This is a genomic window from Micromonospora sp. NPDC049359 (assembly GCF_044466585.1).
Taxonomy (GTDB): domain Bacteria; phylum Actinomycetota; class Actinomycetes; order Mycobacteriales; family Micromonosporaceae; genus Micromonospora.
Window position 1 is genome coordinate 65,988 of record NZ_JBITMW010000013.1, and the last position, 21,972, is coordinate 87,959.

The following is a 21,972-nucleotide window of genomic DNA, read 5'->3' on the forward strand; positions in this document are numbered from 1 at the left end:
CCTGGGACGTGTGGTGAGCCTATGCTTCCGCCTGACGGATGATTGACTCAAGATCCACGACGAAGGCGGGACGTCTGGCATGCGGAAGGCAGATCGGTGAGCCAGGAGACCGGAGACGGGGTGGGCCAGGCGACCGGAGCGGGACGATCGGTCCGAGCCTTGGACGAGGTCGACCGGCGGATCGTGGACGAGCTGGTCCGCGACGGGCGTACGTCGGTGCGCACGTTGGCCGAACGGATCCACATCTCGCGCACCAACGCGTACGCGCGGGTCGAGCGCCTGATGCGCGACGGCGTGATCACGGGGTTCCGGGCACAGGTCGCGCCCGAGGCGGCCGGGCTGGGCACCTCGGCGTACATGGCGTTGACGATCGAGCAGAACACCTGGCGGGAGGTGTCGGCCGAGCTGGCCCAGGTGCGCTACGTCGAGCACGTCGCGCTGCTCAGCGGCGAGCACGACGTGCTGGCCCTGGTCCGGGCGCCGGACAACGCCGCCCTGCGGGACGTCGTACTCGACCGGGTGCAGCGCATCTCCGGGGTGCTGTCGACAAGGTCGTGGCTGGTCTTCGAAGAGTTCGAGGGCACACAGAGCCCCTGGGCCTGAGGTGTAAGGAAGGGCCCCCTATTACCGCCTGGTGTCTAATAAGGGGCCCTTCCTTACACCTCGGGCGGAGCCTCCAGGCGCTCGCGGTCGGCTAGGGCCAGCAGCGGCTCCAGCGAGTGCCGGTCGCCGTCCAGGCCGGCGTGCGGGTCGCCGCGCTCGGCGAACCGGGCCGGCACGGTGAGCACGTCGAAGTCCTCCGGACGGGCGTCGTCCAGCTCCGCCCAGTCCAACGGCGCCGACACCAACGCTTGCGGCGTCGGCCGGATCGAGTACGCCGACGCCATGGTGTGGTCGCGGGACATCTGGTTGTAGTCGACGAAGACCGGCCGGTCCCGCTGGTCCCGCCACCAGGTGGTGGTGACCAGGTCCGGCAGCCGACGCTGCATCTCCCGCCCCAGCGCGAGCACCGCCCGGCGGCACTCGCCGAAACTCCACCGCGGCTCGATTGACAGGTACACGTGCAGGCCCCGGCCGCCGGTCGTCTTCGGGTAGCCGGTCATGCCCAGCTCGGCGAGGAACGCGCGCACCTCCCGGGCCACCGGCACCACCTGCTCGAAGCCGACGCCCGGCAGCGGGTCGAGGTCGATGCGCAACTGGTCGGGGCGCTCCACGTCGCGGGCGGACACCGGCCACGGATGAAACCGCAGGGTGCCCAGGTTGGCCGCCCAGATCACCACGGCCAGTTCGCTCGGCGCGACCTCGTCGGCAGTCCGGCCGCTGGGGAACGTGATGTGCGCGGTGCGCACCCACTCGGGCGCGCCCGCCGGCAGCCGCTTCTGGTAGAACGCGTCGCCGCGGTTGGTCTGCCGGGTGGCGATCGTCGCGCCCTCGAAGACGCCGCGCGGCCAGCGTTCCAGCATGGTCGGCCGGTCGCGCAGCGCCCGTAGGATCCCGTCGCCGACCGCCAGGAAGTAGCGGACCACGTCCAGCTTGGTCAGCCCACGTTCCGGAAAGTACGGCTTGTCGGGGCTGGAGACGCGGACCAGCCGCTCCCCCACCCGGATCTCCTCCGCCGCCGTGGCCACGCCCCCGAGGGTACGACGTGGGGGCGGACCCGGTGGGCTACCGGCCGGTGACCAGCGTGGCGTGCTGCTGCGGCAACGGGCCGCCGACCGACTGCGTCGCGGACAGCTCGGCGCCGGAGTGTTCCCACAACTGCTCGTCTCGGTGTGCAGATCGTTGCTCGGCGAGCAGCCGAGCACCTCGGCGGCGAGCCCGACGTCCAGCCGCTGCCAGGTCGACTCGACCGGGCCGGTCTGCTCGGCCTCGACCAGGTCGGTCGGCACCCCACTGACGTCGATGAGGAGCTGGGCCATGTCACGGACGCTGGCGGCGACCCCGCGACCGATGTTGATCACGTAGCCGGCCGCCGCGGGCCGGGTCGTGGCCAGCAGCACGGCGGCGGCCACGTCGCTCAGGCCCACGAAGTCCCGCCGCGGGCCCGGCGAGCAACTGCGCGTCGTTGAGCCTTCACCTGCCGCCCGGCGGAGTTGATCACCACGTCCGGTTCGAGGTCACGCAGCAGCGCGGTGATCTCGTCGACGTCGGCGGCGGCGGCCAGATCCAGGGCGCGGACCGTGACGCCCGCCCCGATGTCACGCGGGGTACGGGCGCCCCGCGATGACGGTGTGCCCGGCATTGGCCAGCGCCCGGCAGATGGGGCGGCCGAGGAAACCGGTGCCGCCCAGCACCACCACCCGCCGCGACCCGCCGGCCGCCGGCTGCCGCTGCGCGACGATCATGACCGCCCCCGGTCGTGGTCGCTCATCGGCCTGGCCCGAACGCGTGCCGCGACAGGCTCTTCACACCGGTCATTCGGCCGGCGAGGATCGCCGTCGGCAGCAGCGTGATGGCGTGCAGCCGGGACGACATGTAGCGGCGGGCCGCCCGGGCCGCCCGCGGCCAGCCCTGCTCGTCCATCCGCCGGGCGACGTCGACGAAGAACGCCCGTGCCTCGGTGAACCGGGTGCCGGCGATCGCGTCGGCGGCAGACTTGCTCACCGCGTGCCGCCGGTACTGGAAGCACAGGGTGGTGTCGATCGCCATCTGCTCGCCCCGCTGGATCAGATCGATCACCAGCGCGAGGTCCTGGATGACCTGGAGCTCCTCGCGGAAGTTGACGGCCTTGAGCGCGTCCGTCCGCCAGCAGATCGACGGGAAGTATAACCAGCAGCCGCGCAGCAGGCTGGCCGCCAGATCCTCGCCACCCATCAGCGTCCGGGACTCGACGCGCGGTGCGTAGAGCCGCCGCTTGGCCTCGTCGACGATGGTGTTGACCACCGTGCCGTCGGCGTCGATGATCTCGACTCCCGGCTGCACCATGCCGACGCCCGGGTACTGCTCGATCACCGACCGCACGGTCGCCACGTAGTTGGGGTGCATGATGTCGTCCGTGCCCATCATCACCAGGTACTCGTGTTCGGCGAGGCCGACGCACTTGCGGAAGTTGCCGGTGATGCCGAGGTTGCGCTCGTTGCGCTGGTAGCGCACCCGCTCGTCGGTGATCTGCGCGAACCACTCCGGCACGCCCGGCTCGGTGCCGTCGTCGACCACGGTCAGCCGCCAGCCCGGGTCGGTCTGTGCCAGCACGCTGCGCACCGCCGCCTGCATGAGGGGCACGCTCCCGTAGTACGGCAACATGATGTCGACAATCATCTGCTCCCCGGACCTTACTGTGCGTGGTGGACGTGCGCGACGAGCGCGGGCCACATTATCAGTCATCCCACGCGAATCCCGTACCGGCGAGCCGGCCTGCCGGGCCGTCGCGACATTGCCCCGGGACGCCGGGCCGACGGGTCCGACGACGTCTACGCCGAGGGCTATCATCGTCGCGCCCGAACCGCACGCCCCCGGATTGGACGCAGATGCCAGACCGTGCCGTCATCACGGATGCGCCTCAGGCGCAGAACGACGTGGGCTCGCCCCCGCCGGCCGCCGAGCCGGCCCGCCGGCGACTTCCGTTCGCCCGCCGGCTGGCGCTCAGTGTCTGGTTCTGGCCGACGGCATTCGCGGCCCTCGCGGTCGGCTGGCGACTCGGCAGCCCGGAGATGTGGCAGGACGAGCTGGTCAGCATCGACCTGGCGAACCGCTCCACCAGCCAGATCCTGAGCATGCTGAAGAACGTCGACGCCGTGCACGGCGCGTACTACCTGTTCATGCACGGCTGGGCAACCGTCTTCGGCAGCGGGCCGACCAGCGTGCGGGTGCCGTCGGCGCTGGCCATGATCCTGGCCACCGCGTGCGTGGCGCTGGCCGGGCGACGGATCTTCGGCCAGACAGCCGGGATCGCCGGCGGGTTCACCTTCGCCCTCGTGCCCACGGTCACCCGTTTCGGGCAGGAGACCCGGTCGTACGCCTTCGTCGTCCTCGCCGCCGCCGCGGCCACGCTGTTCCTGCTCCGGGCCTTGGAGCGGCCGGGGTGGCTGCGGTGGGCGCCCTACACGCTCGCCGTGGCCGGTATCGGCCTGGTGAATGTGGTGGGGCTCACCCTGCTGATCGGGCACGGCCTGGCCGTGCTGATCCACTGCTGGCGGGAGCGTCGTTGGTGGTCGGTGGTCTGGTTCGGGCTCGCCGCGTTGGCCGGCGTGGGCATCGCCGCCCCGGTGATCCTGCGCGGCATGAAGCAGGCGGGCCGGCAGATCAGCTGGATCCCGGACAGCGCGCCCTGGACGGTCTGGGAACAGGTCCTCGGCTCGGTGTTGCTGGCCTTCGCCGTCACCGCGCTGGCCGTGGTCGGTGTGCTGACCCACCTGCGCCGCGGCACCGCCGCTCGGACCGTCATGTTCGCGCTCATCGCCGCCGTGCCGCTGCCGGTTGTCCTGCTGGCCTCCACCGGCGACATCAACTACTTCTTCTCCAAGTACCTGCTCTTCGTCCTGCCGGCCTGGGCGGTGCTCGCCGGCGCGGGCGTCGCCGCGTTGCGCCGCGTCCCGCTGGTCGTGGTGGGTCTGGTGGTGCTCGCCGGCCTGAGCGTGCCCGGCCAGCTCGCACTGCGCGCCGAGTACTCGCACAGCTGGTACACCTATCCGCAGAAGCGGGCGTTCGCGCCGTTCGGGTACTCCGAGGCGGCGCGGGTGGTCGAGTCCGGTTACCAACCCGGCGACGGGCTGGTGGCCGGTGGCGCCTGGTGGTGGGCGGCCGAGGACGGGGTTCGGTACTACCTTCCCAAGGACGTGAAGCTGCGCAACGTCTTCGAGCAGCGTTCCGCAGCCCAACGCAATGAACTCTTCAACGCGGCCTGCACCAACCCCGCCCGTTGTCTGCACGACGAGCCGCGACTGTGGGTGCTGCTGCCGGCGGTCACCGACACGCCGCTGGCCAGCCTGCCAAAGAAGCAGTCCGCCGTGCTCACCGAGCGCTACGAGGTGGTCCGGGTCGACCACGTGACCGGGATGACCGTGGCCCTGCTGCAACAGCGCGGCTGAGTCGACGCCCGGCCCGGCGCGGCACGGTTACCCCGTGCCGCGCCCGGGTACCGGGGTCGGCATGGCGGAACTGTCGACGCTCTGGATCATCCGGCACGGGGAGAGCACCGCGAACGTGGCGGCCACCCGGGCCGAGGAGACCGGCGCGGACGTGATCGCCCTGAGCCACCGCGACGCCGACGTACCGCTCTCGGACACCGGCGAGGAGCAGGCGCGGGCGACCGGCCGCTGGCTCGCGGGGCTGCCCGAGGACCGGCGACCCGACGTCGCGGTGGTGTCGCCGTACCTGCGGGCGGTCTCCACGGCCAAGCTGGCGCTGCACGGCACCGGGATTCCGGTGAGCCGCGACGAGCGGCTGCGCGACCGGGAGCTGGGCATCCTGGACGGCCTGACCGGGCACGGGGTGCGCCGGCGGTTTCCCGACGAGGCGAAGCGCCGTGAACGGCTGGGCAAGTTCTACTACCGACCGCCCGGCGGTGAGGCCTGGACCGATGTGGCGCTGCGTCTGCGGACGCTCCTCGGTGACCTGCGCCGCGACCACGAGGGCCAGCGGGTGCTGCTGTTCGGCCACGACGCGCTGGTCTTCCTGCTGCGCTACCTCATCGAGGGATTGACCGAGCCGGAGCTGATGGCGTTGACCCGCGAACACGTGATCGCGAACTGCTCGGTCACCGACTGGTCGGCCGACGAGCAGGGCCGCCTGCGGCTGGGCGGTTTCAACGAGGTCGGCCACCTGCACCGGCAGGGCGCCGAGGCGACCAGGGAGGACGAGATCCATGCCGAACCGGTCTGAGGTAAAGGTGATCACGCCGGCGCTGCTGCGGGACTGGGCGCTGCCGGTGCCGGCCGGGGGCAAGGAGAGCCGGGGCACCGTGCTGGTGATCGGCGGCTCCCGCTTCACCCCCGGGGCGGTCCTGCTCGCCGGAGTGGCCGCGCTGCGCGCCGGCGCCGGGGTGCTCCAGCTCGCCCTCGCCGAGTCGACCGCCGCGACGCTGAGCATCCAGGTGCCCGAGGCGCTGGTGGTGGGGCTGCCGGAGACGCCCGACGGCACGGTGGCCGCCGACCGGGCCGGCCAGCTCGGTGAGTTGGCCGGCGCGGCCGACGTGGTGGCCCTGGGTCCGGGGTTGACCGGCATCGACGAGACCTCCCGACTGCTGGACCTCGTCCTGGAGGCGGCCGGTCCGGACACCCCGCTGGTCCTGGACGCGTACGCATTGGGCGCGCTCAGCCACGAGCCGAAGCTGCTGGTCGGCTCCGGCCGCCCGGTGGTGCTCACCCCCAACGTCACCGAGGCCGGCCACCTGCTGGGCCGGGACCCGGGTGACGACCTGAGCGCCGAGGCCGCCGAGTTGGCGCAACGGTACGACGCGGTGGTCTCGCTCTACGGTCACGTGGCCGCCCCGGACGGCCGCGGATGGCGGGAGGAGAGCGGCGACGCCGGCCTCGGCACGTCCGGCAGCGGGGACGTGCTCGCCGGCCTGCTCGCCGGGCTCCTGTCCCGGGGCGCCGACCCGGCGCAGGCCGCCTGCTGGGGTGCGTTCGCGCACGCCGTGAGCGGCCAGCGGCTGATTCCCCGGTACGGCCGGATCGGTTTTCTGGCCCGGGAACTGCTCGACGAGATCCCGCGCACCCTGGCCACCGTCTGACCAGGCGAGGTGAGCCGGGTTCGCCTGTTTCGTCACTCCGGCTCGGGGTACCGGATCGACACCAGCCGAGCTACCGAACAAGGGGGCACACCGGTGTCGACCGATGCCATCGTCCTGCTCAAAGAGGACCACAAGGAGATGCGCCGTCTGTTCAAGGCCTTCCAGGACGCCGAGGAGGGACCGGCGAGCCAGCGGCAGAAGCTGGTGGACCAGATCCTGGAGGCCCTGACGGTGCACACCTACCTGGAGAACGAGGTGATGTACCCGGAGGTCCGCCGGCTCCTGCCCGACCTGGAGGACGACATCCTCGAGTCGTACGAGGAGCACCACGTGGCCGACCTGCTCTGCCTGGAACTGGCCAGCATGGACGCCAAGGACGAGCGCTTCACCGCCAAGACGACGGTGCTGATCGAGAACGTCACGCACCACGTCGAGGAGGAAGAGGAGGAGTGGTTCCCCAAGGTCCGCGAGGCGGTGGGCCGTAAGCAGCTCCAGGAGATCGGCGAGAAGATGATCGCGCTGCGCGCGGACGCGCCGCGTACCCCCACCCAGCCGAAGGCGATCAAGAAGGCGCGCGACGCGGTGACCGCCTGAGGCGAGGCGTTCGCACCGAGGGGCCCGGCACATCGCCGGGCCCCTCGTCGGTTCGTTTGCTCAGTCGCCCGAGCCCGGCTCGGCCATCCGGCGGTGCCGCTCGGACCTGCGCTGGTCCGGGATGATCTTCCCGGCGGCCGACTGCACCTTGCTGATCAGTGAACCCGCCGTGACGGCCTGGTCACCCCTCATCACCTCGGCGTACTCGCGTCGGGAGGTCGGCCGGGTCGGCCGGCGCCGGCCCGGTAGGATCGGCGCGGGCCGTTACTGGCGCGTTGGGATGGAGAACCATCGGGGAGCGGCCCCGTCACGAGGACGTTTGCCGTGCGCCTGGGCCTTCCGCACATTCGTAGGAGGTCGCATGTCGCGCAACGCCGAGTCCACCGCATTCCGGAGCGCCCTCGAGGTGATCCGGGCTGTCGAGCCGCGGGTGGCCGACGCCATCGGCGCCGAGCTGACCGACCAGCGGGAGTCGCTCAAGCTCATCGCCAGCGAGAACTACGCCTCCCCGGCGACGCTGCTGGCGATGGGCAACTGGTTCAGCGACAAGTACGCCGAGGGCACCGTCGGCCGCCGCTTCTACGCCGGCTGCCAGAACGTCGACACCGTCGAGGCGCTCGCCGCCGAGCACGCCCGGGAGCTGTTCGGGGCCGCGCACGCGTACGTGCAGCCGCACTCGGGCATCGATGCCAACCTGGTCGCCTTCTGGGCGGTGCTCGCCGACCGGGTGGAGTCCCCCGCCCTGAAGAAGGCCCAGGTACGCCAGGTCAACGACCTCACCGAGGCGGACTGGTTCGAGCTGCGCCGCGAGCTGGGCAACCAGCGGATGCTCGGCATGTCCCTGGACGCCGGTGGCCACCTCACCCACGGTTTCCGGCCGAACATCTCCGGCAAGATGTTCGACCAGCGCAGCTACGGCACCGACCCGGCCACCGGGCTGATCGACTACGACCGGGTGGCCGAGGCCGCCCGCGAGTTCAAGCCGCTGATCCTGGTCGGCGGCTACTCGGCGTACCCCCGGAAGGTGAACTTCCGGATCCTGCGGGAGATCGCCGACTCGGTCGGCGCGACCTTCATGGTCGACATGGCGCACTTCGCGGGCCTGGTGGCCGGCAAGGTGTTCACCGGCGACTTCGACCCGGTGCCGCACGCGCACATCGTCACCACCACCACCCACAAGTCGCTGCGCGGCCCGCGCGGCGGCATGGTGCTCTGCCAGCCGGAGCTGGCCGACCAGGTGGACCGGGGCTGCCCGATGGTGCTCGGCGGCCCGCTGCCGCACGTGATGGCCGCCAAGGCCGTCGCCCTGGCCGAGGCCCGCCGCCCCGACTTCGCCGACTACGCCCAGCGGATCGTGGACAACTCGCAGGCCCTCGCCGACGGGCTGCTGCGTCGGGGCGCGAAGCTCGTCACCGGTGGCACCGACAACCACCTGGTGCTGATCGACGTGTCCGGCTACGGGCTCACCGGCCGGCAGGCCGAGCAGGCCCTGCTCGACTCGGGCATCGTCACCAACCGCAACTCGGTCCCGCAGGACCCGAACGGCGCCTGGTACACCTCCGGCATCCGGATCGGCACCCCGGCGCTGACCACTCGCGGGCTGGGCACCGCCGAGATGGACCAGACGGCGGAGCTGATCCACACCGTGCTGACCCAGACCACGGCCGGCGCGAACGCCGACGGCACCCCGTCCAAGGCGAAGTACACGCTCGACGCCGACCTGGCCGACAAGATCTCCCGCCAGGCCGCCGACCTGCTGGCCCCCCACCCCCTCTACCCCGCCGTAGACCTAACCTGACGGCCTCCCCACCCCCCACCCCCACCCCCGCCGCGGACGTCCGCGTCGATCATGGAGTCGTGGTGCCCGAATCAGGGCGAGTGGCGACCTTCGTCCACCACCACAACTTCATGATCGACGCGGACGGGGGTGGGGCGGGGCGTGGGGGCGCGGGCGGGGCGGGGCGCGGGGCGGGGCGGGGGGGCGCGGGGCGAGGGTGGGGGTTAGTTCAGGGGGCGTTTTAGGTGGTAGCGGTGGACTTCGGTGCTGCCCTGGACGTTGTTGACGTCCTCGGCCGCTGAGACCAGCTCCCAGCCCTCGCGGCCGGCGCGGTTGAGGTGCGCGATGGCCGTGTCGCCGTAGGCGGTGATGTCCTTACGGGACCCGTCCGGGCCGTACCAGACGAACGAGACGGTGAAATTGCGACCCTGTCCCTGATAGCGACGAACGAGCAGGGCGTACTCCCAGGCAACCATGCGGCCCATTATGACCGTCCACGCAGGAGCTCGTCGGTGACGAGGGCGGCGAGTCGGTCCAACCCGACGTCGATCTGCTCCGGCGTCACCGCGCTGACCGACAGCCGCAGCGCGCGCACCGGCGCGGTGTCGTCGTAGAAGTGCGCCATCGGCGTCCACAGCACGCCGTAGTCCCGCCCCGAGATGTCCAGCAACGCGTCGTCGACGACGAACGGCACGGTCACCACCACGAAGAACCCGCCGGCCGGCACCGTCCAGCGCACCTCCGGCCGGTCCGCGAAACGCCGGGCCAGGCCGGCCACCAGGTGGCGCAGGTTGCGGGCGTACGCGGCCCGCTCCCGGGTGTTCGCGGGCACCAGGCTGCACCCGTGCTCCAACAGCCGCCCACCGATCACCGCCTGCGCGAGCGGTGAGGTGTTCACGGTGACCATGCTCTTGATCATGGCGAGTTGGTCGGCGAGCGGCCCGACGCGGCCGTCCGGTCCGGCCACCCGCTGGTCGGCGACCACGTAACCGACCCGGGCCCCGGGCAGCACCGTCTTGGCGAAGGAGCCGAGGTAGACCACCCGGCGGTCGGTGTCCAGCGCCTTCAGCGTGGGCGGGCGCGGCCCGTCGGCGACGGCGAACAGCCCATACGGGTTGTCCTCCAGCAGCAGCAGGTCCTCCTCGGCGGCCAGCGCCAGCAGCCGCTGCCGGTCGGCGACGTCGATGCTGGTCCCGGACGGGTTGGCGAAGTCCGGCATCACGTAGCAGGCGCGGGGCCGTAGGCCCGCCTGGCGGGCGCGGCGGGCCTGGGCCCGCAGGTCGCCCAGGTCCACCCCGGACGGTCCACCGGCGACCGGCCACACCGGCAGGTCCACCAGCCGGGCCGCCCCGGTCAGCCCGACATAGGTCGGCGCGACCGCCAGCAGCACGTCCGTCGGGCCGGTCCGCAACGCCCGCAGCACCAGGAACATGGCCTCCTGACACCCGACGGTCACCACGACGGTCTCCGGGTCGACCGTGATCCCCTCGTCGAGGGCGAGGTTCCGGGCGACCAGGTGGTGCACGATGCCCTTGGTCCGGCCGTACTGCATCAGCAACCGGCGTGCCTGCTCGGGCGAGTGCCCCCGCTCGTCGACGAGGTGCCGGTGGAACGTGTCCAGGTGCCGGTGCACCGCGGCGACGTCGAGGAACTCCTCGTACGGGCGGCCGGCCGCGAGCGACACCGCCGCCGGATACCGTTCGGACACCTCGTTGAGGAAGTTCATCGAGGTCAGCGCCGGGTCGCCGAGCGCGGGGTGCAGATCGGCGACGGTGAGGTCGGCCGGTTCGGTGGCGTCCACCGGCTCAGCCCGTCCGGAGGGTCCGTAGCCCGGCCGCCGCCGCCGGGTCGGCGCAGCCGGCGAGGGTGAGCGCGTCCCGCACCTCGGCGGCGAGCAGCGCCAACGCGTCCTGCGCGCCGCGCCGCCCCCCGACGGCCAGCGCCCAGAGCAGCGGCCGGCCGACCAGGACGCCCGCCGCGCCCAGCGCCAGCGCCCGCAGCACGTCGGTGCCGCCCCGGATGCCGCTGTCCAGCAGCACCTGACCACCGTCGCCGACCGCGTCGACGACCTCCGGCAGCATGGTGACGCTGGCCGGGGCGCCGTCCAACTGCCGGCCTCCATGGTTCGACACCACCACCGCGTCCGCCCCGATCCGTACCGCCTCGACCGCGTCACGGGGGTCCAGCACCCCCTTGACGACCAGCGGCAGGTCGACGTGCTCGCGCAGCCAGGCCAGATCCGCCCAGCGCAGGGCCGCCTCGAACGACGCGTCGGTGTGCGCGGCGATCGCCGAGACGCCGGGGACGCCCGCGTGGGCGAGCGTGTCCCTGCCGTACGGCAGGTTCGCGGCGACCACGTCCGGCGGCAGCCGGAACGCGTTGCGCAGGTCGCGGGGGCGTCGGCCGAGCACCGGGACGTCCACGGTGACGACCAGGGCACGGCAGCCCGCTGCCACGATCCGGTCCAGCAGGTCGCGGACCAGGGCCCGGTCCCGCAGCCAGTAGAGCTGGAACCAGACGTGGGCGCCGGTCGCGGTGATCTGTTCGATCGGCGTGCTGCTCAGCGTGCTCGCCACGAACGGCACGCCGGCCGCGCCGGCCGCCGTCGCGAGGCCTGCCTCGCCGTCCGGGTGTACGAGCCGCTGGTAGGCCATCGGCGCCACCCCGACCGGCAGCGCGTACGGCTCACCGAGCAGCCGTACGCCGGTGTCCACCGCATCCCTGCCGCGCAGCACCCGGGGCAGCACGGCGACCCGGTCCAGCGCGGTGCGGTTGGCGGCCAGGGTCACCTCGGCCGCGCCGCCGCCGGCGACGTAGTCCCACACGTCCGGGGCCAGCACCGCCCGAGCCTGTTCCTGGTAGTCGGCGAACGTCACCGGCCGGTCGGCCAGCACCCGCTCAACCACCGCGTACCCCCGTGCCCTCCGGCTGGGCCGGCGCCGCCTCCCGATTCGGCGACACACCGAACCGGTCCCGCAGGAACGCCGCGGCGCTGTCCTGCGCGTGCCGGCCGTCGGTGAACACGCCGGGCATGGCGAAGAACCCGTGGATCATGCCCGGGTAGTGGTCGACGCGGACGGGCACGCCGGCGGCGTCCAACCGCTCGGCGTAGCGCTGCCCCTCGGCGCACAGCGGGTCCAGCTCGGCGGTGATCACCAGGGCCGCCGGCAGGCCGGACAGGTCGTCGGCGCGCAGCGGTGACGCCAGCGGGTCCCGCGACTGCTCGGCGTCGGTGAGGTAGTGCGTGCGGTACCAGGCCACCGAGTGACGGTTGAACAGGGTCGGGTCGTCGCCGACCGGGCCGGACGCCTCGCCGCCGATGTCGGTGTTCGGGTAGACGAGCAGTTGCGCGGCCAGCGCGGGCCCGTCCGTGCGGCAGAGCAGGGTCACGGCGGCGGCGAGGTTGCCACCGGCGCTGTCCCCGCCCACCGCCAGCCGCGTCGGGTCCACACCGAACCGGTCGGCGTTCTCGGCGATCCAGACGGTCGCGGCGTGGCAGTCGTGCACGGCGGCCGGGAAGGGGTGCTCCGGGGCGAGCCGGTAGCCGACGGTCACCACCTGACAGGGCACCGCGTTGGCCAGCCGACGGCAGATCCCGTCGGCGGTGTCAATGCTGCCGAGGGTCCAGCCGCCGCCGAAGAAGTACAGCAGGGTGGGCAGCGGACCCGACCCGGCCGGCCGGTACACCCGGATGGGCAGGTCACCACCCGGACCGGGAATGTGCTCGTCGCGTACCTCGGCGACCTGCTCGACCGCGCCGCCGCCGGCGCGGATCGCGGCCAGGTCCGCGGCGCGCGCCTCGGCGAGGGTCTGCGTGTACAGCGGCGGCGTGCCCGCCGCGGCGCGGGCGGCGCGGTAGGCCGCCACCTCCGGGTGCAGGGCCATGCTGATCTCCTATCCGCCGGTGCTGACCAGCAGCTTGTCGATGCCGCGCAGGAAGAGGCTGCCGCTGTACGTCGGGGTCTCGGTGACCGCGAGCCGGGGGAACCGGGCGAACAGGCGGGGCAGCGCGAGGCGTCCCTCCAGCCGGGACACCGCCGCGCCGAGGCAGAAGTGCAGGCCCACCCCGAAGGCCAGTGACGGCGGTCCGGCGCGGGTCGGGTCGAAGACGTCCGGGTCGGGGAACCGCGCCGGGTCCCGGTTGGCCGCGCCGATGATGATGAGCACGTTGTCCCCCTCGGCGACCGGCACGCCGGCCAGCACGGTGTCCTCGGGCGCGGCCCGGGCGAGGAAGTGCACCGGGCTCTGCAGGCGCAGCACCTCGTCGACGCACCCGGCGGCGAGGGCCTCGTCGGTGGGCAGCGCGGTGACCGCCCCCGGGTGGGCCAGCAGCAGCGGCAGGCCGTTGCTGAACATGTAGACGGTGGTGACGAAGCTGGCGTTGAACAGCACGATCAGGTTACTGATCAGCTCCTCCTCGGTCAGCTCCACCTCGCCCGAACCGACCGCCTCGACCAGGGCGCTGATCAGGTCCTCGCCGGGCGTACGGCGGCGGTGCGCCAGCAGCTCCCGGTAGAACGCCCGCAGCTCCTGCGCTGCGGTGTTCGCGGCGGCCAGCCGCTGCGGGGTCTTGCCGGCCACGTCCAGGAACTCGTCGATACGCTCCACCCGATCCCGGTACCAGGTCAACTCCCCCGCCGGGATGCCGATGAACTCGGCCATGACCAGCGCCGGAATGGGGTACGCGAAGTCGGCCACGAAGTCGACGACACTGTCGCCGGCGTCGGCCATCCGGTCCAGCAGCTCGTCGACGACGCGCAGGATCACCGGCTCCAACGCGCCGAGACGACGGGGCGTGAACGTACGCGAGAAGACGTGCCGCATCCGGGTGTGGTCGGGCGGATTGATAAACATCATCGACGTCTGGAAGGTGCGCAGGATCTCGTGCTCCTCCCAGCCCGGCGGTGGCTGTTTGGTCCACCGTGGATCGCGCAGCATCGCGTCGATCAGGTCGTAGCCGACCGCCACCGCCGCCACGGTGCGGTGCTCGGCGCGCGGCGGCACCGCGCTGACCGGCCCGAGCCGGTGCAGGCGGGCGTACCACGGGTACGGATTTTGGCGGCCCTCTTCGCTGTAGAGGCCGGTGAGCAGGTCCTGCACCGTCACGACGTACTCCTCCCCAGGATGTCGGTGCTCCGGGGGCGGCGGGGTGGCCCGCCGCCCCCGGCGGTGTCACAGACCGAGCAGCCGTATCGGCACGGCGTCGGCCATCGCCTTGTTGCCGGCGTCGTTCGGGTGGATGTGGTCACCCGAGTCGTACGCGGGCAGCAGTTGGCTGGGCTTGGCCGGGTCACGCAGCACCCGGTCGAAGTCGAGCAGTCCGTCGAACTCCCGGCTGCCGCGCAGGTACGCGTTCACGGCCTGCCGGGTGGCCTCCTTCTCCGGCGTCCACACACCTGGCGCGCCGTGCCCCTCGTACGGCGTCAGCGTGGCCACCAGGCTGGTCAGGCCGCGCTGCTGGAGCTGCTGGTTGATCTGCCGCAGGGTGGCGATGATCGCCTCGGACGAGTCGTTGGACATCCAGATGTCGTTGATGCCGAGGTGGGTGACGACGGTCCGCACCCCGGTCTGGGCGAAGACGTCCTCGTTGAGGCGGGCCGCCGCGTTCGGGCCGAGCTGGAAGTAGCCGGGGTAGTCGCCCGCGCCCGGCTCGGTGCCCTCGTGGTTGAGGCGGTTGCCGGCCAGGCTCAGGTTGAGCACGCCCGGGGTGCGACGGTCGGGCCGGTCGGCGAGCAGCCGGTCGGCGAGCAGGTCGGGCCAGCGGCGGTTGGCGTTGACGGTGCTGCCGTTGCTGTCCCCGATGGAGTCGCCGAGCACGACCAGCGCCCCGGGGGTGCCCTTGCGCTGCACGTCGACGCCGGACAGGAAGAACCAGCAACAGGTGGGCCGGATGGTGAAACCGGCTCCGTCGGCCGCCCCGGTCAGGTCACCGGCGCCGATGAAGTTGGTCTGCTGGGACTGCCCGTGGAAGGTGGTCGGCCCGGTCGGCGTCGGGAAGTGCAGGGTGATCACCAGGTCGCTGTCGTCGGCGACGGCGAAGGTCAGCGGGTCGCTGAGCAGCTCGGCGCCCCGGTTCATGGTCGCCGAGGCGGCGCCGGTGAAGGTCAGCGGGCGCAGCGAGGCCGGGTCGATGTCGGAGACGTCGTCGACGGTGGCGGTGTTCGGTCGGGCGACGGTGGCGCGACCCACCCGAACGGACTGTTCGCCGTAGAGGTTGCTCAGTCGTACGCGCAGCGCCGGGCCGCCCACCGAGACGTGCACGACCATCCGGACGCTCTGGTCGTTCAGACCGGTGTTGGTCAGGCCGACCGAGTTGCCCCGGGTGACCGCCGCGGCCCAACTGCCCGCCCACTCGCCCCGGTCCGGACGATCGGCGACGGTGGAGGATCCGCCGGCGATGGCGACGACGGCGGGTGTTCCGGTGACCAGTAGCGCCGCGAGGGCGGTGACGACATGCCATCTCTTCGGGGTCGACATGGAACCTCCATCGTGTGGCAGCCCAGGGCCGTCCGCTGACGGCTCCCGCCTGGACGATGGTCCAGAAACCTAGCCGCCGCCGATGACGGGCGTCAATCAACTGATCGACGCGATCAAATGTCCGCCGGGCCTGCGGTTTCGCCCGTCGGCCCGGTCCCGGCACGTCTCCGTCGGCCTAGGCTCGCAGGCGGCGGCGGTGCGGTCGCCGAACGCGCGCCCACCGCCCGCGACGTCACCGGGAAACCGACCCGGAGACCGCCGCTCTCCTGCGATGGGGGTTTGCCGGATGACTGACGGACCCGGACACGCGACCTATGTGGACCGGGCGCTGGACCTGTTCGCCGACTTCGGCGATCGGGAGGCGCTGGTCGGCGGTGGCCGCCGCCTGACCTACACCGAGGCCGCCGCGCGGGTACGCGCGATGGCCGCGACGCTGACCGGGCACGGCGTACGGCCGGGCGCGGCGGTGCTGGTGACCATGGGCAACGCCGTGGAGGGGCCGCTGCTCCAGCTCGCGCTGCACCTGCTCGGGTGCCGGACGATGTGGGTCGCCCCGGTCACCGCCCGCCGGGAGGTCGACGAGTTCGTCCGGCTGGCCCGCCCCGACGCCCTGGTCTACGACGCCCGCGACCCGGCCAGCCTGGGGCCGGAGCTGGCCGCCGCGCTGCCCGGCGTACCGGTGTGCTGCCTGGGCCCCGGCGGTGCGGGCCCGGACCTCACCGCCGACCCGGGCGGTTCCGTGCCGCCGACGACGGAGGTCCGCGCGCCGGAGTCGTTCCTCCAGACCAGCGGCACCACCGGCGCCCCGAAGCTGGTGCACCACACCGAGAGCTTCTACGCCCAGATCCTCACCCTCGCGGCCGACTTCCGCGCCGCCGGCTTCCCGCTGCTGCGGCATCTGTCGCACTCGCCCATGTGGTTGGCCAGCGGCCAGATCACCACCCTGTTCAACCTGTTCACCGGCGGCGTGCTGTTCCTGCGCGACGACTGGGACCCGACGGCGTTCGTGGCGACCGTGCAACGGGAGCGGATCAACTCCACCTTCGTGACCCCGCCGATGCTCTACGAGCTGCTGGACCATCCGACGCTGGTGGACGCCGACTTCTCGGCCATGTTCATGTTCAACGTGGGCGCCGGGCCCGCCGCGCCCGCCCGGCTGCGCCAGGCCATCGCGCGGTTCGGCCCGGTGCTGCGCATCGTGTACGGCCTCAGCGAGGCCGTCGTGATCACCGCGCTGCCCGGCCTGACCGACGACCCGGAGCACCCGGAGCGGCTGCGCTCCTGCGGGCGTCCCTACGGCGACGTGCGGATCGAGATCCGCGACGACGACGGCGTGGTGTTGCCGCCGGGCCAGGACGGCGAGGTGTGGGTGCGGAGCCGGCTGAGCTTCGCCGGGTACCACGGGCAGCCCGAGCTGACCGCGCAGACGCTCGTCGACGGCTGGGTCCGCACCCGCGACATCGGCCACCTCGACGAGGACGGCTACCTCTACCTGGTCGACCGGGCGCACGACATGATCGTGACGCACCGGCGGAACTGGGCCATCTTCTGCCGCCCCATCGAGGACGTGCTGGCGGGGCACCCGCAGGTGCGGGCGGCCGCCGTGATCGGCGTGCCGGACGACGAGGTCGGCGAGGCGCCGTACGCGTACGTGGTGCCCGCGCCGGGCGCGACGGTCACGGCGACGGAGTTGATCGACCTGGTGGCCGCCGACCTGAACGAGATGTGGGCGCCGGTCGGGGTGCAGTTCGTCGACCGGTTACCGGTGAACCGGTCGGTCAAGGTGGACAAGCGGGCGTTGCGCGCCGAGTACGCCGCGCGGCGGGCGGCGGCGGTCGGGGCGTGACCCCCCGCCGGCAGTTGGTCGTCCTGGTCGGCGCGGACCTGATCTCCAACCTGGGCACCCGCATCTCGGTGGTGACCATCCCCTGGCTGGTGCTGGTCACCACCGGCAGCCCGACGAAGATGGGTCTGGTCGCGTTCGCCGAGACACTTCCGTACCTGTTGTCCAGTGCCCTCGGCACGCCCTGGGCAGACCGGATCGGCCTGCGCCGGACGTCGATCCTCTGCGACGCCGGCAGCGCCCTGGCGATGGTCGTCGTCGCGCTCACCCCGTGGCTGGGCTTCGCTCCCCTGGTGGCGCTGGTCGCGGTTGCCGGGGCGCTGCGCGGCATCGGCGACCGGGTCAAGCACGTCATGTTCCGGCCGGTCGCCGAGGCCGCCGGGGTGCCCCTGATCCGCCTCACCTCGGCGTACGACGGGTTGAGCCGGGTGGTGACGCTGTTCGGCGCGGCCGTGGGCGGTGTGCTGATCGCCGCGTTCGGGGTGACCCAGGCGATCCTCATCGACGCGGCCAGCTTCGCGATCTGCGCGCTGCTCATCGGTCTCCTGGTTCGCCCGCCGGCCGCCCCGGCGACGCCCGCCGCGCCGGTGGGCTACCTCCGCGCGCTGCGGGACGGCTTCGGCTACCTCGGTCGGGACCGGCCGCTGCTGGGCATGCTGGTGGTCGTCTCGGCGCTGAACATGGTGGCCAACGCGAGCGTGGCCGTCTACATCCCGTTCTGGGTCGCCCGCGAACTACACGGTCCGAGCGGGCTCGGGCTCGTGCTCGCGGCCTTCTCGGCGGGCGCGCTGCTGGGCAACGTGGCGTTCACCGCGCTCGGGCCCCGGCTGCCCGGCCGGCTGACGTTCCTGATCGGGGCGACGGTCGCCGGCACACCCCGACTGGTCGCCCTGGCGATCAGCGACGAACTGCCGGTCGTCCTCGTGGTGACCTTCCTGTCCGGGATCGGCATCGCGGCGGTCAACCCGCTGCTCGGGGTGGCGCTGTACGAGCGGGTGCCACCGGACCTGCAGACCCGGGTGCTCGGCATCGCCGGTTCGCTGGCCTTCGTCGGCCTGCCGGTCGGCGCGCTCCTCGGTGGCTGGTCGGTGGACGCGTTCGGCCTCACCCCGGCGCTGCTGCTGATGGCGGCGGCCTGCCTGTCGGTCACCGCGCTGCCCCTACTGGCCCGGATGACCACACCGTCGCGGCCCACCCCGGTCACCACGTCCTGACCGCGAAACTGGGTTGCGCACGGGGAACGGCGCCCGCAGGCTCGGGCGGATGAGCGCACCCGCACCGCACACCGACGAGCCGGCCGCCCCACTGATCGACGTCGCGTTGGCACGGCACCTGGTCGCCGAGCAGTTCCCGTGCTGGGCCGACCTGCCCGTACGCCCCGTCGAGGTCGGCGGCTGGGACAACCGCACCTTCCGCCTGGGCGACGAGATGACCGTGCGGCTGCCCAGCGACGAGGGGTATGTAGCTCAGGTAGCCAAGGAGCAGCGGTGGCTGCCGGTGCTCCGCGCAGCCCTCCCGTTGGAGATCCCCGTGCCGCTGGCCCAGGGCCGGCCGGGAGCGGGCTACCCGTACCCCTGGTCGGTGTACCGCTGGATCGACGGGCACACCGCGCGCCCCGAGCGGATCGACGACCTGACCCGGTTCGCGACGGACCTCGCCGCCTTCCTGCGGGCCCTGCGCGCCGTCGACGCCGCCGACGGCCCCGCGGCCGGCCCGCACAGCTTCTGGCGGGGAGGACCGCTGTCCACCTACGACGCCGAGACCCGGGCGGCGATCGAGACACACCGCGACCGGCTCGACGTCGACCCGGTCACCGCCATCTGGCAGGACGCGCTCGATGCCACCTGGTCGGGCCCGACGGTGTGGTTCCACGGCGACGTCGCGTACGCCAATCTGCTGGTCCGCGACGGCCGGCTCGCCGCCGTCATCGACTTCGGCTGCTGCGGCGTCGGCGATCCCGCCTGCGACACGGTGATCGCCTGGACCCTGCTGCACGGCGACAGCCGGGCCGCCTTCCGCGACGCGCTCGACGTCGACGCGGGCACCTGGGCGCGCGGGCGCGGCTGGGCCCTGTGGAAGGCGCTGATCACCCTGGACGGTCCCGACCCCGCCGGTTCCCGCCGCGTGATCGACGAACTGCTCGCCGAGCGCCCCTGAGCGTCAGCGGCCGGCCGCCGCCGGGGTGGCGTGTTCGGCGTGGCAGCGCGGGCAGCGCAGCCGCGACGCGACGGTCCGGGGCACCCGCAGCCGTTGACCGCAGGCGCAGGCGAACACCGGCTGGGCCGACCGCAGGTACTCCTCGCGCGTCCGCCGGGGCCAGCTCCCGTGGCAGCGGTGGCAACGCTTCGGCGGGTAGCTGTGGTAGTGGGCCAGCCCGAACGCGCCCAGGAGCATGACGGTGGCGACGACCGGCAGTCCCAGCAGGACCACCAGGGCCGGCGTCACCGCGCCGGACACCACCGCGCCGACCACCGTCAACAGCAGCACCGGCACGCCGAGCAGCAGACCGGCGAAGCCCCAGGTGAAGGTGAGCAGGGACGGCACGAAGAGCGGCCACACCCCGCCGGGCGTCCAGCGGGCCACCCCGTACCCGCCGCAGCGCGGGCAGTTCGGCGAGGCGGCGTGCGGCACCGACCCCAGCGCCTTCGGCGCGAGCCACTCGACGACCCTCTTGAGGATCTCCTCGACGATTTTGCTGGCCAGTTGCTGCAGCAACGATGTGAGCACGCTGCCACCTCCCGACCGCCGCGTCCCACCGTCATCGTGACCGGCCGCCGCCACCGGCCCCGGCCCAGCGCGCCGACGCCACCGCCAACGACGCCTTTCCGACACGCCATCGTTCGTCCTGCGTTCGCCGCACGGCCGTCCGGGCGTCGACGGCGGCGGCTAGCGTCGTCCGTCGTCACCGGGACGTTCCGCCCACCAGCGCCAGGAGGCCCGTCGCGCATGACGTCGTCATCCACCCGTCGCACCAGCGCCGAGGTCGTCGCCGTACACCGGATCGGCGACAGCGCGCCGCACAGCGCGTTCACCGACCTCGTCCGGCATGCCGGTACGTGGTTCTGCGCGTTCCGCGAGGCCGACGGCCACCTCTCCGACGACGGCGTGATCCGGGTGTTGACCTCTACGGACGCACGGGCGTGGAGGTCCGCTGCCGTCATCCGGGCGGCCGGCGACCTGCGCGACCCACGGTTCGTGGCACGCCCCGACGGGCGGCTGCAACTGCTGGCCGCGACCCGGACCGGGACGTTCACGACACTGTCCTGGATGTCCGACGACGGCCACACCTGGGGTGAGCCCACGCCGGTCGGTGAGCCGGACGTGTGGGTGTGGCAGGCCGCCTGGCACGACGACGCCATGTACGGCGTGGGTTACGCCACCCGGGGGCCGAGGTTCGCCCGGCTCTACCGCAGCGTCGACGGGCTCGACCTGCGGCCGTGGGTGCCGACGCTGTTCGAGGGCGGCTACCCCAACGAGTCCGGGTTGGCCTTCGCCCCGGACGGCACCGCGCACTGTCTGCTACGCCGCGACGGCGACGACGCCACCGCGCGGCTCGGTCGGGCGCACCCGCCGTACCGCGAGTGGACCTGGACCGACCTTGGCGTCCGGGTCGGCGGCCCTTCGTTGCGGCGGCTGCCCGACGGGCGGCTGATCGCCGGCGTACGCCTGCTCGACGGCGACGTCCGCACCGCGATCTGCGCCGTCGACGAGGAGCGCGGTGAGCTGACCGAGCTGGTCGCGTTGCCCTCCGGCGGCGACACCAGCTACCCCGGTCTGGTGTGGCACGACGACCGGCTGTGGGTCAGCTACTACTCCTCGCACGAGGAGCGAACCTGCGTGTACCTGGCCGAGGTGAGCCTGGCCGAGGAGGCGGTGGTCGGCTAGCGTGCCGGCATGCCATCGACGCCGAGCGAATCGACGGACCCGTACTGCCTGCGTCCCGGCGAGGCCGCCGAACTGCTGCACGACCACCCGTGGCGACGGTTCGTGGCACTCGGCGACAGCGTCGTGGAGGGCATGTGCGAGCCGACACCGGGCTACCCGGACGTGCAGTGGGTCGACCGCCTCGCCGCCGAGCTGAGGGCCGTACGCCCCGAGCTGGCGTACGTGAATCTGGGCCGGCGCGGTCTGCGCGCACACCAGGTACGGGCCACCCAGCTCGCTCCCGCGCTCGTCGCCGAACCGGACCTGGCGCTGGTGGTCTGCGGCGGCAACGACGCCTTCCATCCGGCGTACGACGCGGACGCGGTCGACGTCGAGCTGACCGCGATGATCGAGGCGTTGCGGGACGTGGGCGCGGACGTGATCACGATTGGCATGTTCGACGTGTCGCACAGCCCGGCCGTCCCCGAGCACATGTGGGCCGGCCTAGGCGAGCGGATGCGCCGCCTCTCCGCCCACACGGGACGGTTGGCCGAACACCTCGGAACAATCCACGTACACCTCACCGACCATCCGCTCACGGCCGACGCGACCCTCTACAGCACCGATGGCCGCCACGGCAGCGGCCGCAGCGACGCGATAGCGACGGCCGAAACCCTCCGTGCCCTGTCCCGCCACCTCCGAGGCTCACCCCGACCTCGTTGATCATGAAGTTATCGCCGCCGT

At 72.6% G+C, this 21,972-nt stretch carries 23 protein-coding genes and 1 riboswitch; of the genes, 11 read left to right on the top strand and 12 right to left on the bottom strand.

The genetic code is table 11. The features are described from left to right. The first annotated feature begins 120 nt into the window (after window positions 1–120). A complete protein-coding gene (locus ACIBTX_RS26345) occupies window positions 121–603 on the top strand; it encodes an Lrp/AsnC family transcriptional regulator (RefSeq protein WP_357119474.1) in 483 nt (160 codons plus the stop codon). 53 nt (window positions 604–656) lie between these two features. Here the strand turns inward: ACIBTX_RS26345 and ACIBTX_RS26350 are convergent, their stop codons facing one another. From ACIBTX_RS26350 to ACIBTX_RS26365, 4 genes are all read right to left on the bottom strand, one after another. Further along, a complete protein-coding gene (locus tag ACIBTX_RS26350) occupies window positions 657–1,628 on the bottom strand; it encodes a DNA primase small subunit domain-containing protein (RefSeq protein ID WP_357170440.1) in 972 nt (323 codons plus the stop codon). 389 nt (window positions 1,629–2,017) lie between these two features. Continuing rightward, window positions 2,018–2,242 carry a hypothetical protein gene (locus ACIBTX_RS26355; RefSeq protein ID WP_357119000.1) on the bottom strand — a complete coding sequence of 75 codons (225 nt, stop codon included), beginning with the start codon at window positions 2,240–2,242 and terminating at the stop codon, window positions 2,018–2,020. Further along, entirely contained in the window at window positions 2,199–2,345 is a 147-nt protein-coding gene (locus ACIBTX_RS26360; RefSeq protein WP_357119002.1) for an NAD-dependent epimerase/dehydratase family protein, read from the bottom strand. The genes ACIBTX_RS26355 and ACIBTX_RS26360 overlap by 44 nt, the downstream gene beginning before the upstream one ends. A gap of 22 nt (window positions 2,346–2,367) precedes the next feature. Then, window positions 2,368–3,258: a glycosyltransferase gene (locus tag ACIBTX_RS26365; RefSeq protein ID WP_357119005.1), complete on the bottom strand. Its 891-nt coding sequence runs from the start codon at window positions 3,256–3,258 to the stop codon at window positions 2,368–2,370. Between the two features lie 209 nt (window positions 3,259–3,467). On the opposite strand from ACIBTX_RS26365, the gene ACIBTX_RS26370 reads away from it, so the two are divergent. From ACIBTX_RS26370 to ACIBTX_RS26385, 4 genes are all read left to right on the top strand, one after another. After that, window positions 3,468–5,027: a glycosyltransferase family 39 protein gene (locus ACIBTX_RS26370; RefSeq protein ID WP_357119008.1), complete on the top strand. Its 1,560-nt coding sequence runs from the start codon at window positions 3,468–3,470 to the stop codon at window positions 5,025–5,027. A 61-nt stretch (window positions 5,028–5,088) separates the two neighbouring features. Further along, a complete protein-coding gene (locus ACIBTX_RS26375; protein ID WP_396833159.1) occupies window positions 5,089–5,820 on the top strand; it encodes a histidine phosphatase family protein in 732 nt (243 codons plus the stop codon). Beyond that, window positions 5,804–6,673 (top strand): NAD(P)H-hydrate dehydratase, encoded by an 870-nt coding sequence (locus ACIBTX_RS26380; RefSeq protein ID WP_357170427.1) that lies wholly within the window; start codon window positions 5,804–5,806, stop codon window positions 6,671–6,673. Before ACIBTX_RS26375 ends, ACIBTX_RS26380 begins: the two co-directional genes overlap by 17 nt. A gap of 93 nt (window positions 6,674–6,766) precedes the next feature. Further along, the gene (locus ACIBTX_RS26385; protein ID WP_396833130.1) at window positions 6,767–7,267 is read left to right on the top strand and encodes a hemerythrin domain-containing protein; all 501 of its coding nucleotides are present in this window, start codon (window positions 6,767–6,769) and stop codon (window positions 7,265–7,267) included. 60 nt (window positions 7,268–7,327) lie between these two features. On the opposite strand, the gene ACIBTX_RS26390 is transcribed toward ACIBTX_RS26385, so the two are convergent. Next, window positions 7,328–7,459, bottom strand: coding sequence for a hypothetical protein (locus tag ACIBTX_RS26390; RefSeq protein WP_396833131.1), 132 nt, complete (start codon window positions 7,457–7,459; stop codon window positions 7,328–7,330). 61 nt (window positions 7,460–7,520) lie between these two features. Continuing rightward, a riboswitch (ZMP/ZTP riboswitch) is annotated at window positions 7,521–7,610 on the top strand. An 18-nt stretch (window positions 7,611–7,628) separates the two neighbouring features. Here ACIBTX_RS26390 and ACIBTX_RS26395 point away from each other — a divergent pair. After that, window positions 7,629–9,065 carry a glycine hydroxymethyltransferase gene (locus ACIBTX_RS26395; RefSeq protein WP_357119020.1) on the top strand — a complete coding sequence of 479 codons (1,437 nt, stop codon included), beginning with the start codon at window positions 7,629–7,631 and terminating at the stop codon, window positions 9,063–9,065. Window positions 9,066–9,268: 203 nt separating this feature from the next. Here the strand turns inward: ACIBTX_RS26395 and ACIBTX_RS26400 are convergent, their stop codons facing one another. The 6 genes from ACIBTX_RS26400 to ACIBTX_RS26425 form a co-directional block, all read right to left on the bottom strand. Further along, complete coding sequence (locus ACIBTX_RS26400) at window positions 9,269–9,529, bottom strand: hypothetical protein (RefSeq protein WP_007460594.1); 261 nt, start codon at window positions 9,527–9,529, stop codon at window positions 9,269–9,271. Continuing rightward, complete coding sequence (locus ACIBTX_RS26405) at window positions 9,529–10,845, bottom strand: PLP-dependent aminotransferase family protein (protein WP_357119024.1); 1,317 nt, start codon at window positions 10,843–10,845, stop codon at window positions 9,529–9,531. Before ACIBTX_RS26405 ends, ACIBTX_RS26400 begins: the two co-directional genes overlap by 1 nt. A 4-nt stretch (window positions 10,846–10,849) precedes the next feature. Further along, window positions 10,850–11,950, bottom strand: a complete 1,101-nt coding sequence (locus ACIBTX_RS26410) for an alpha-hydroxy acid oxidase (protein ID WP_396833132.1) — start codon at window positions 11,948–11,950, stop codon at window positions 10,850–10,852. After that, window positions 11,943–12,929 carry an alpha/beta hydrolase gene (locus tag ACIBTX_RS26415; RefSeq protein WP_357394251.1) on the bottom strand — a complete coding sequence of 329 codons (987 nt, stop codon included), beginning with the start codon at window positions 12,927–12,929 and terminating at the stop codon, window positions 11,943–11,945. Before ACIBTX_RS26415 ends, ACIBTX_RS26410 begins: the two co-directional genes overlap by 8 nt. Window positions 12,930–12,938: 9 nt before the next feature. Continuing rightward, a complete protein-coding gene (locus tag ACIBTX_RS26420) occupies window positions 12,939–14,150 on the bottom strand; it encodes a cytochrome P450 (protein WP_357170415.1) in 1,212 nt (403 codons plus the stop codon). Window positions 14,151–14,216: 66 nt separating this feature from the next. Further along, entirely contained in the window at window positions 14,217–15,521 is a 1,305-nt protein-coding gene (locus tag ACIBTX_RS26425) for an SGNH/GDSL hydrolase family protein (protein WP_357119036.1), read from the bottom strand. Between the two features lie 286 nt (window positions 15,522–15,807). Here ACIBTX_RS26425 and ACIBTX_RS26430 point away from each other — a divergent pair, with 286 nt between their 5' ends. The 3 genes from ACIBTX_RS26430 to ACIBTX_RS26440 are packed head-to-tail and all read left to right on the top strand — an operon-like array spanning window position 15,808 to window position 19,521. Next, window positions 15,808–17,367 carry an AMP-binding protein gene (locus tag ACIBTX_RS26430; protein WP_357394248.1) on the top strand — a complete coding sequence of 520 codons (1,560 nt, stop codon included), beginning with the start codon at window positions 15,808–15,810 and terminating at the stop codon, window positions 17,365–17,367. Beyond that, window positions 17,364–18,578, top strand: a complete 1,215-nt coding sequence (locus ACIBTX_RS26435) for an MFS transporter (RefSeq protein ID WP_357394246.1) — start codon at window positions 17,364–17,366, stop codon at window positions 18,576–18,578. The genes ACIBTX_RS26430 and ACIBTX_RS26435 overlap by 4 nt, the downstream gene beginning before the upstream one ends. Window positions 18,579–18,627: 49 nt before the next feature. Further along, window positions 18,628–19,521, top strand: a complete 894-nt coding sequence (locus ACIBTX_RS26440) for an aminoglycoside phosphotransferase family protein (RefSeq protein WP_357394243.1) — start codon at window positions 18,628–18,630, stop codon at window positions 19,519–19,521. Between the two features lie 3 nt (window positions 19,522–19,524). On the opposite strand, the gene ACIBTX_RS26445 is transcribed toward ACIBTX_RS26440, so the two are convergent. Then, window positions 19,525–20,091 carry a hypothetical protein gene (locus tag ACIBTX_RS26445; RefSeq protein WP_357394241.1) on the bottom strand — a complete coding sequence of 189 codons (567 nt, stop codon included), beginning with the start codon at window positions 20,089–20,091 and terminating at the stop codon, window positions 19,525–19,527. Window positions 20,092–20,310: 219 nt separating this feature from the next. On the opposite strand from ACIBTX_RS26445, the gene ACIBTX_RS26450 reads away from it, so the two are divergent. Together ACIBTX_RS26450 and ACIBTX_RS26455 are read left to right on the top strand one after the other, a co-directional pair. Continuing rightward, the gene (locus tag ACIBTX_RS26450; protein WP_357394238.1) at window positions 20,311–21,249 is read left to right on the top strand and encodes an exo-alpha-sialidase; all 939 of its coding nucleotides are present in this window, start codon (window positions 20,311–20,313) and stop codon (window positions 21,247–21,249) included. Window positions 21,250–21,258: 9 nt separating this feature from the next. Further along, window positions 21,259–21,951 carry an SGNH/GDSL hydrolase family protein gene (locus tag ACIBTX_RS26455; RefSeq protein ID WP_357394236.1) on the top strand — a complete coding sequence of 231 codons (693 nt, stop codon included), beginning with the start codon at window positions 21,259–21,261 and terminating at the stop codon, window positions 21,949–21,951. Window positions 21,952–21,972: the final 21 nt, after the last annotated feature.

Excerpts from the sequence above, each read along its gene's own strand:
- ACIBTX_RS26355 (WP_357119000.1), bottom strand. The coding sequence starts at position 2,242 with ATGCCGGGCACACCGTCATCGCGGGGCGCCCGTACCCCGCGTGACATC.
- ACIBTX_RS26360 (WP_357119002.1), bottom strand. The coding sequence starts at position 2,345 with ATGATCGTCGCGCAGCGGCAGCCGGCGGCCGGCGGGTCGCGGCGGGTG.
- ACIBTX_RS26365 (WP_357119005.1), bottom strand. The coding sequence starts at position 3,258 with ATGATTGTCGACATCATGTTGCCGTACTACGGGAGCGTGCCCCTCATG.
- ACIBTX_RS26370 (WP_357119008.1), top strand. The coding sequence starts at position 3,468 with ATGCCAGACCGTGCCGTCATCACGGATGCGCCTCAGGCGCAGAACGAC.
- ACIBTX_RS26375 (WP_396833159.1), top strand. The coding sequence starts at position 5,089 with ATGGCGGAACTGTCGACGCTCTGGATCATCCGGCACGGGGAGAGCACC.
- ACIBTX_RS26380 (WP_357170427.1), top strand. The coding sequence starts at position 5,804 with ATGCCGAACCGGTCTGAGGTAAAGGTGATCACGCCGGCGCTGCTGCGG.
- ACIBTX_RS26390 (WP_396833131.1), bottom strand. The coding sequence starts at position 7,459 with ATGAGGGGTGACCAGGCCGTCACGGCGGGTTCACTGATCAGCAAGGTG.
- ACIBTX_RS26395 (WP_357119020.1), top strand. The coding sequence starts at position 7,629 with ATGTCGCGCAACGCCGAGTCCACCGCATTCCGGAGCGCCCTCGAGGTG.
- ACIBTX_RS26400 (WP_007460594.1), bottom strand. The coding sequence starts at position 9,529 with ATGGGCCGCATGGTTGCCTGGGAGTACGCCCTGCTCGTTCGTCGCTAT.
- ACIBTX_RS26415 (WP_357394251.1), bottom strand. The coding sequence starts at position 12,929 with ATGGCCCTGCACCCGGAGGTGGCGGCCTACCGCGCCGCCCGCGCCGCG.
- ACIBTX_RS26425 (WP_357119036.1), bottom strand. The coding sequence starts at position 15,521 with ATGTCGACCCCGAAGAGATGGCATGTCGTCACCGCCCTCGCGGCGCTA.
- ACIBTX_RS26430 (WP_357394248.1), top strand. The coding sequence starts at position 15,808 with ATGACTGACGGACCCGGACACGCGACCTATGTGGACCGGGCGCTGGAC.
- ACIBTX_RS26440 (WP_357394243.1), top strand. The coding sequence starts at position 18,628 with ATGAGCGCACCCGCACCGCACACCGACGAGCCGGCCGCCCCACTGATC.
- ACIBTX_RS26450 (WP_357394238.1), top strand. The coding sequence starts at position 20,311 with ATGACGTCGTCATCCACCCGTCGCACCAGCGCCGAGGTCGTCGCCGTA.
- ACIBTX_RS26455 (WP_357394236.1), top strand. The coding sequence starts at position 21,259 with ATGCCATCGACGCCGAGCGAATCGACGGACCCGTACTGCCTGCGTCCC.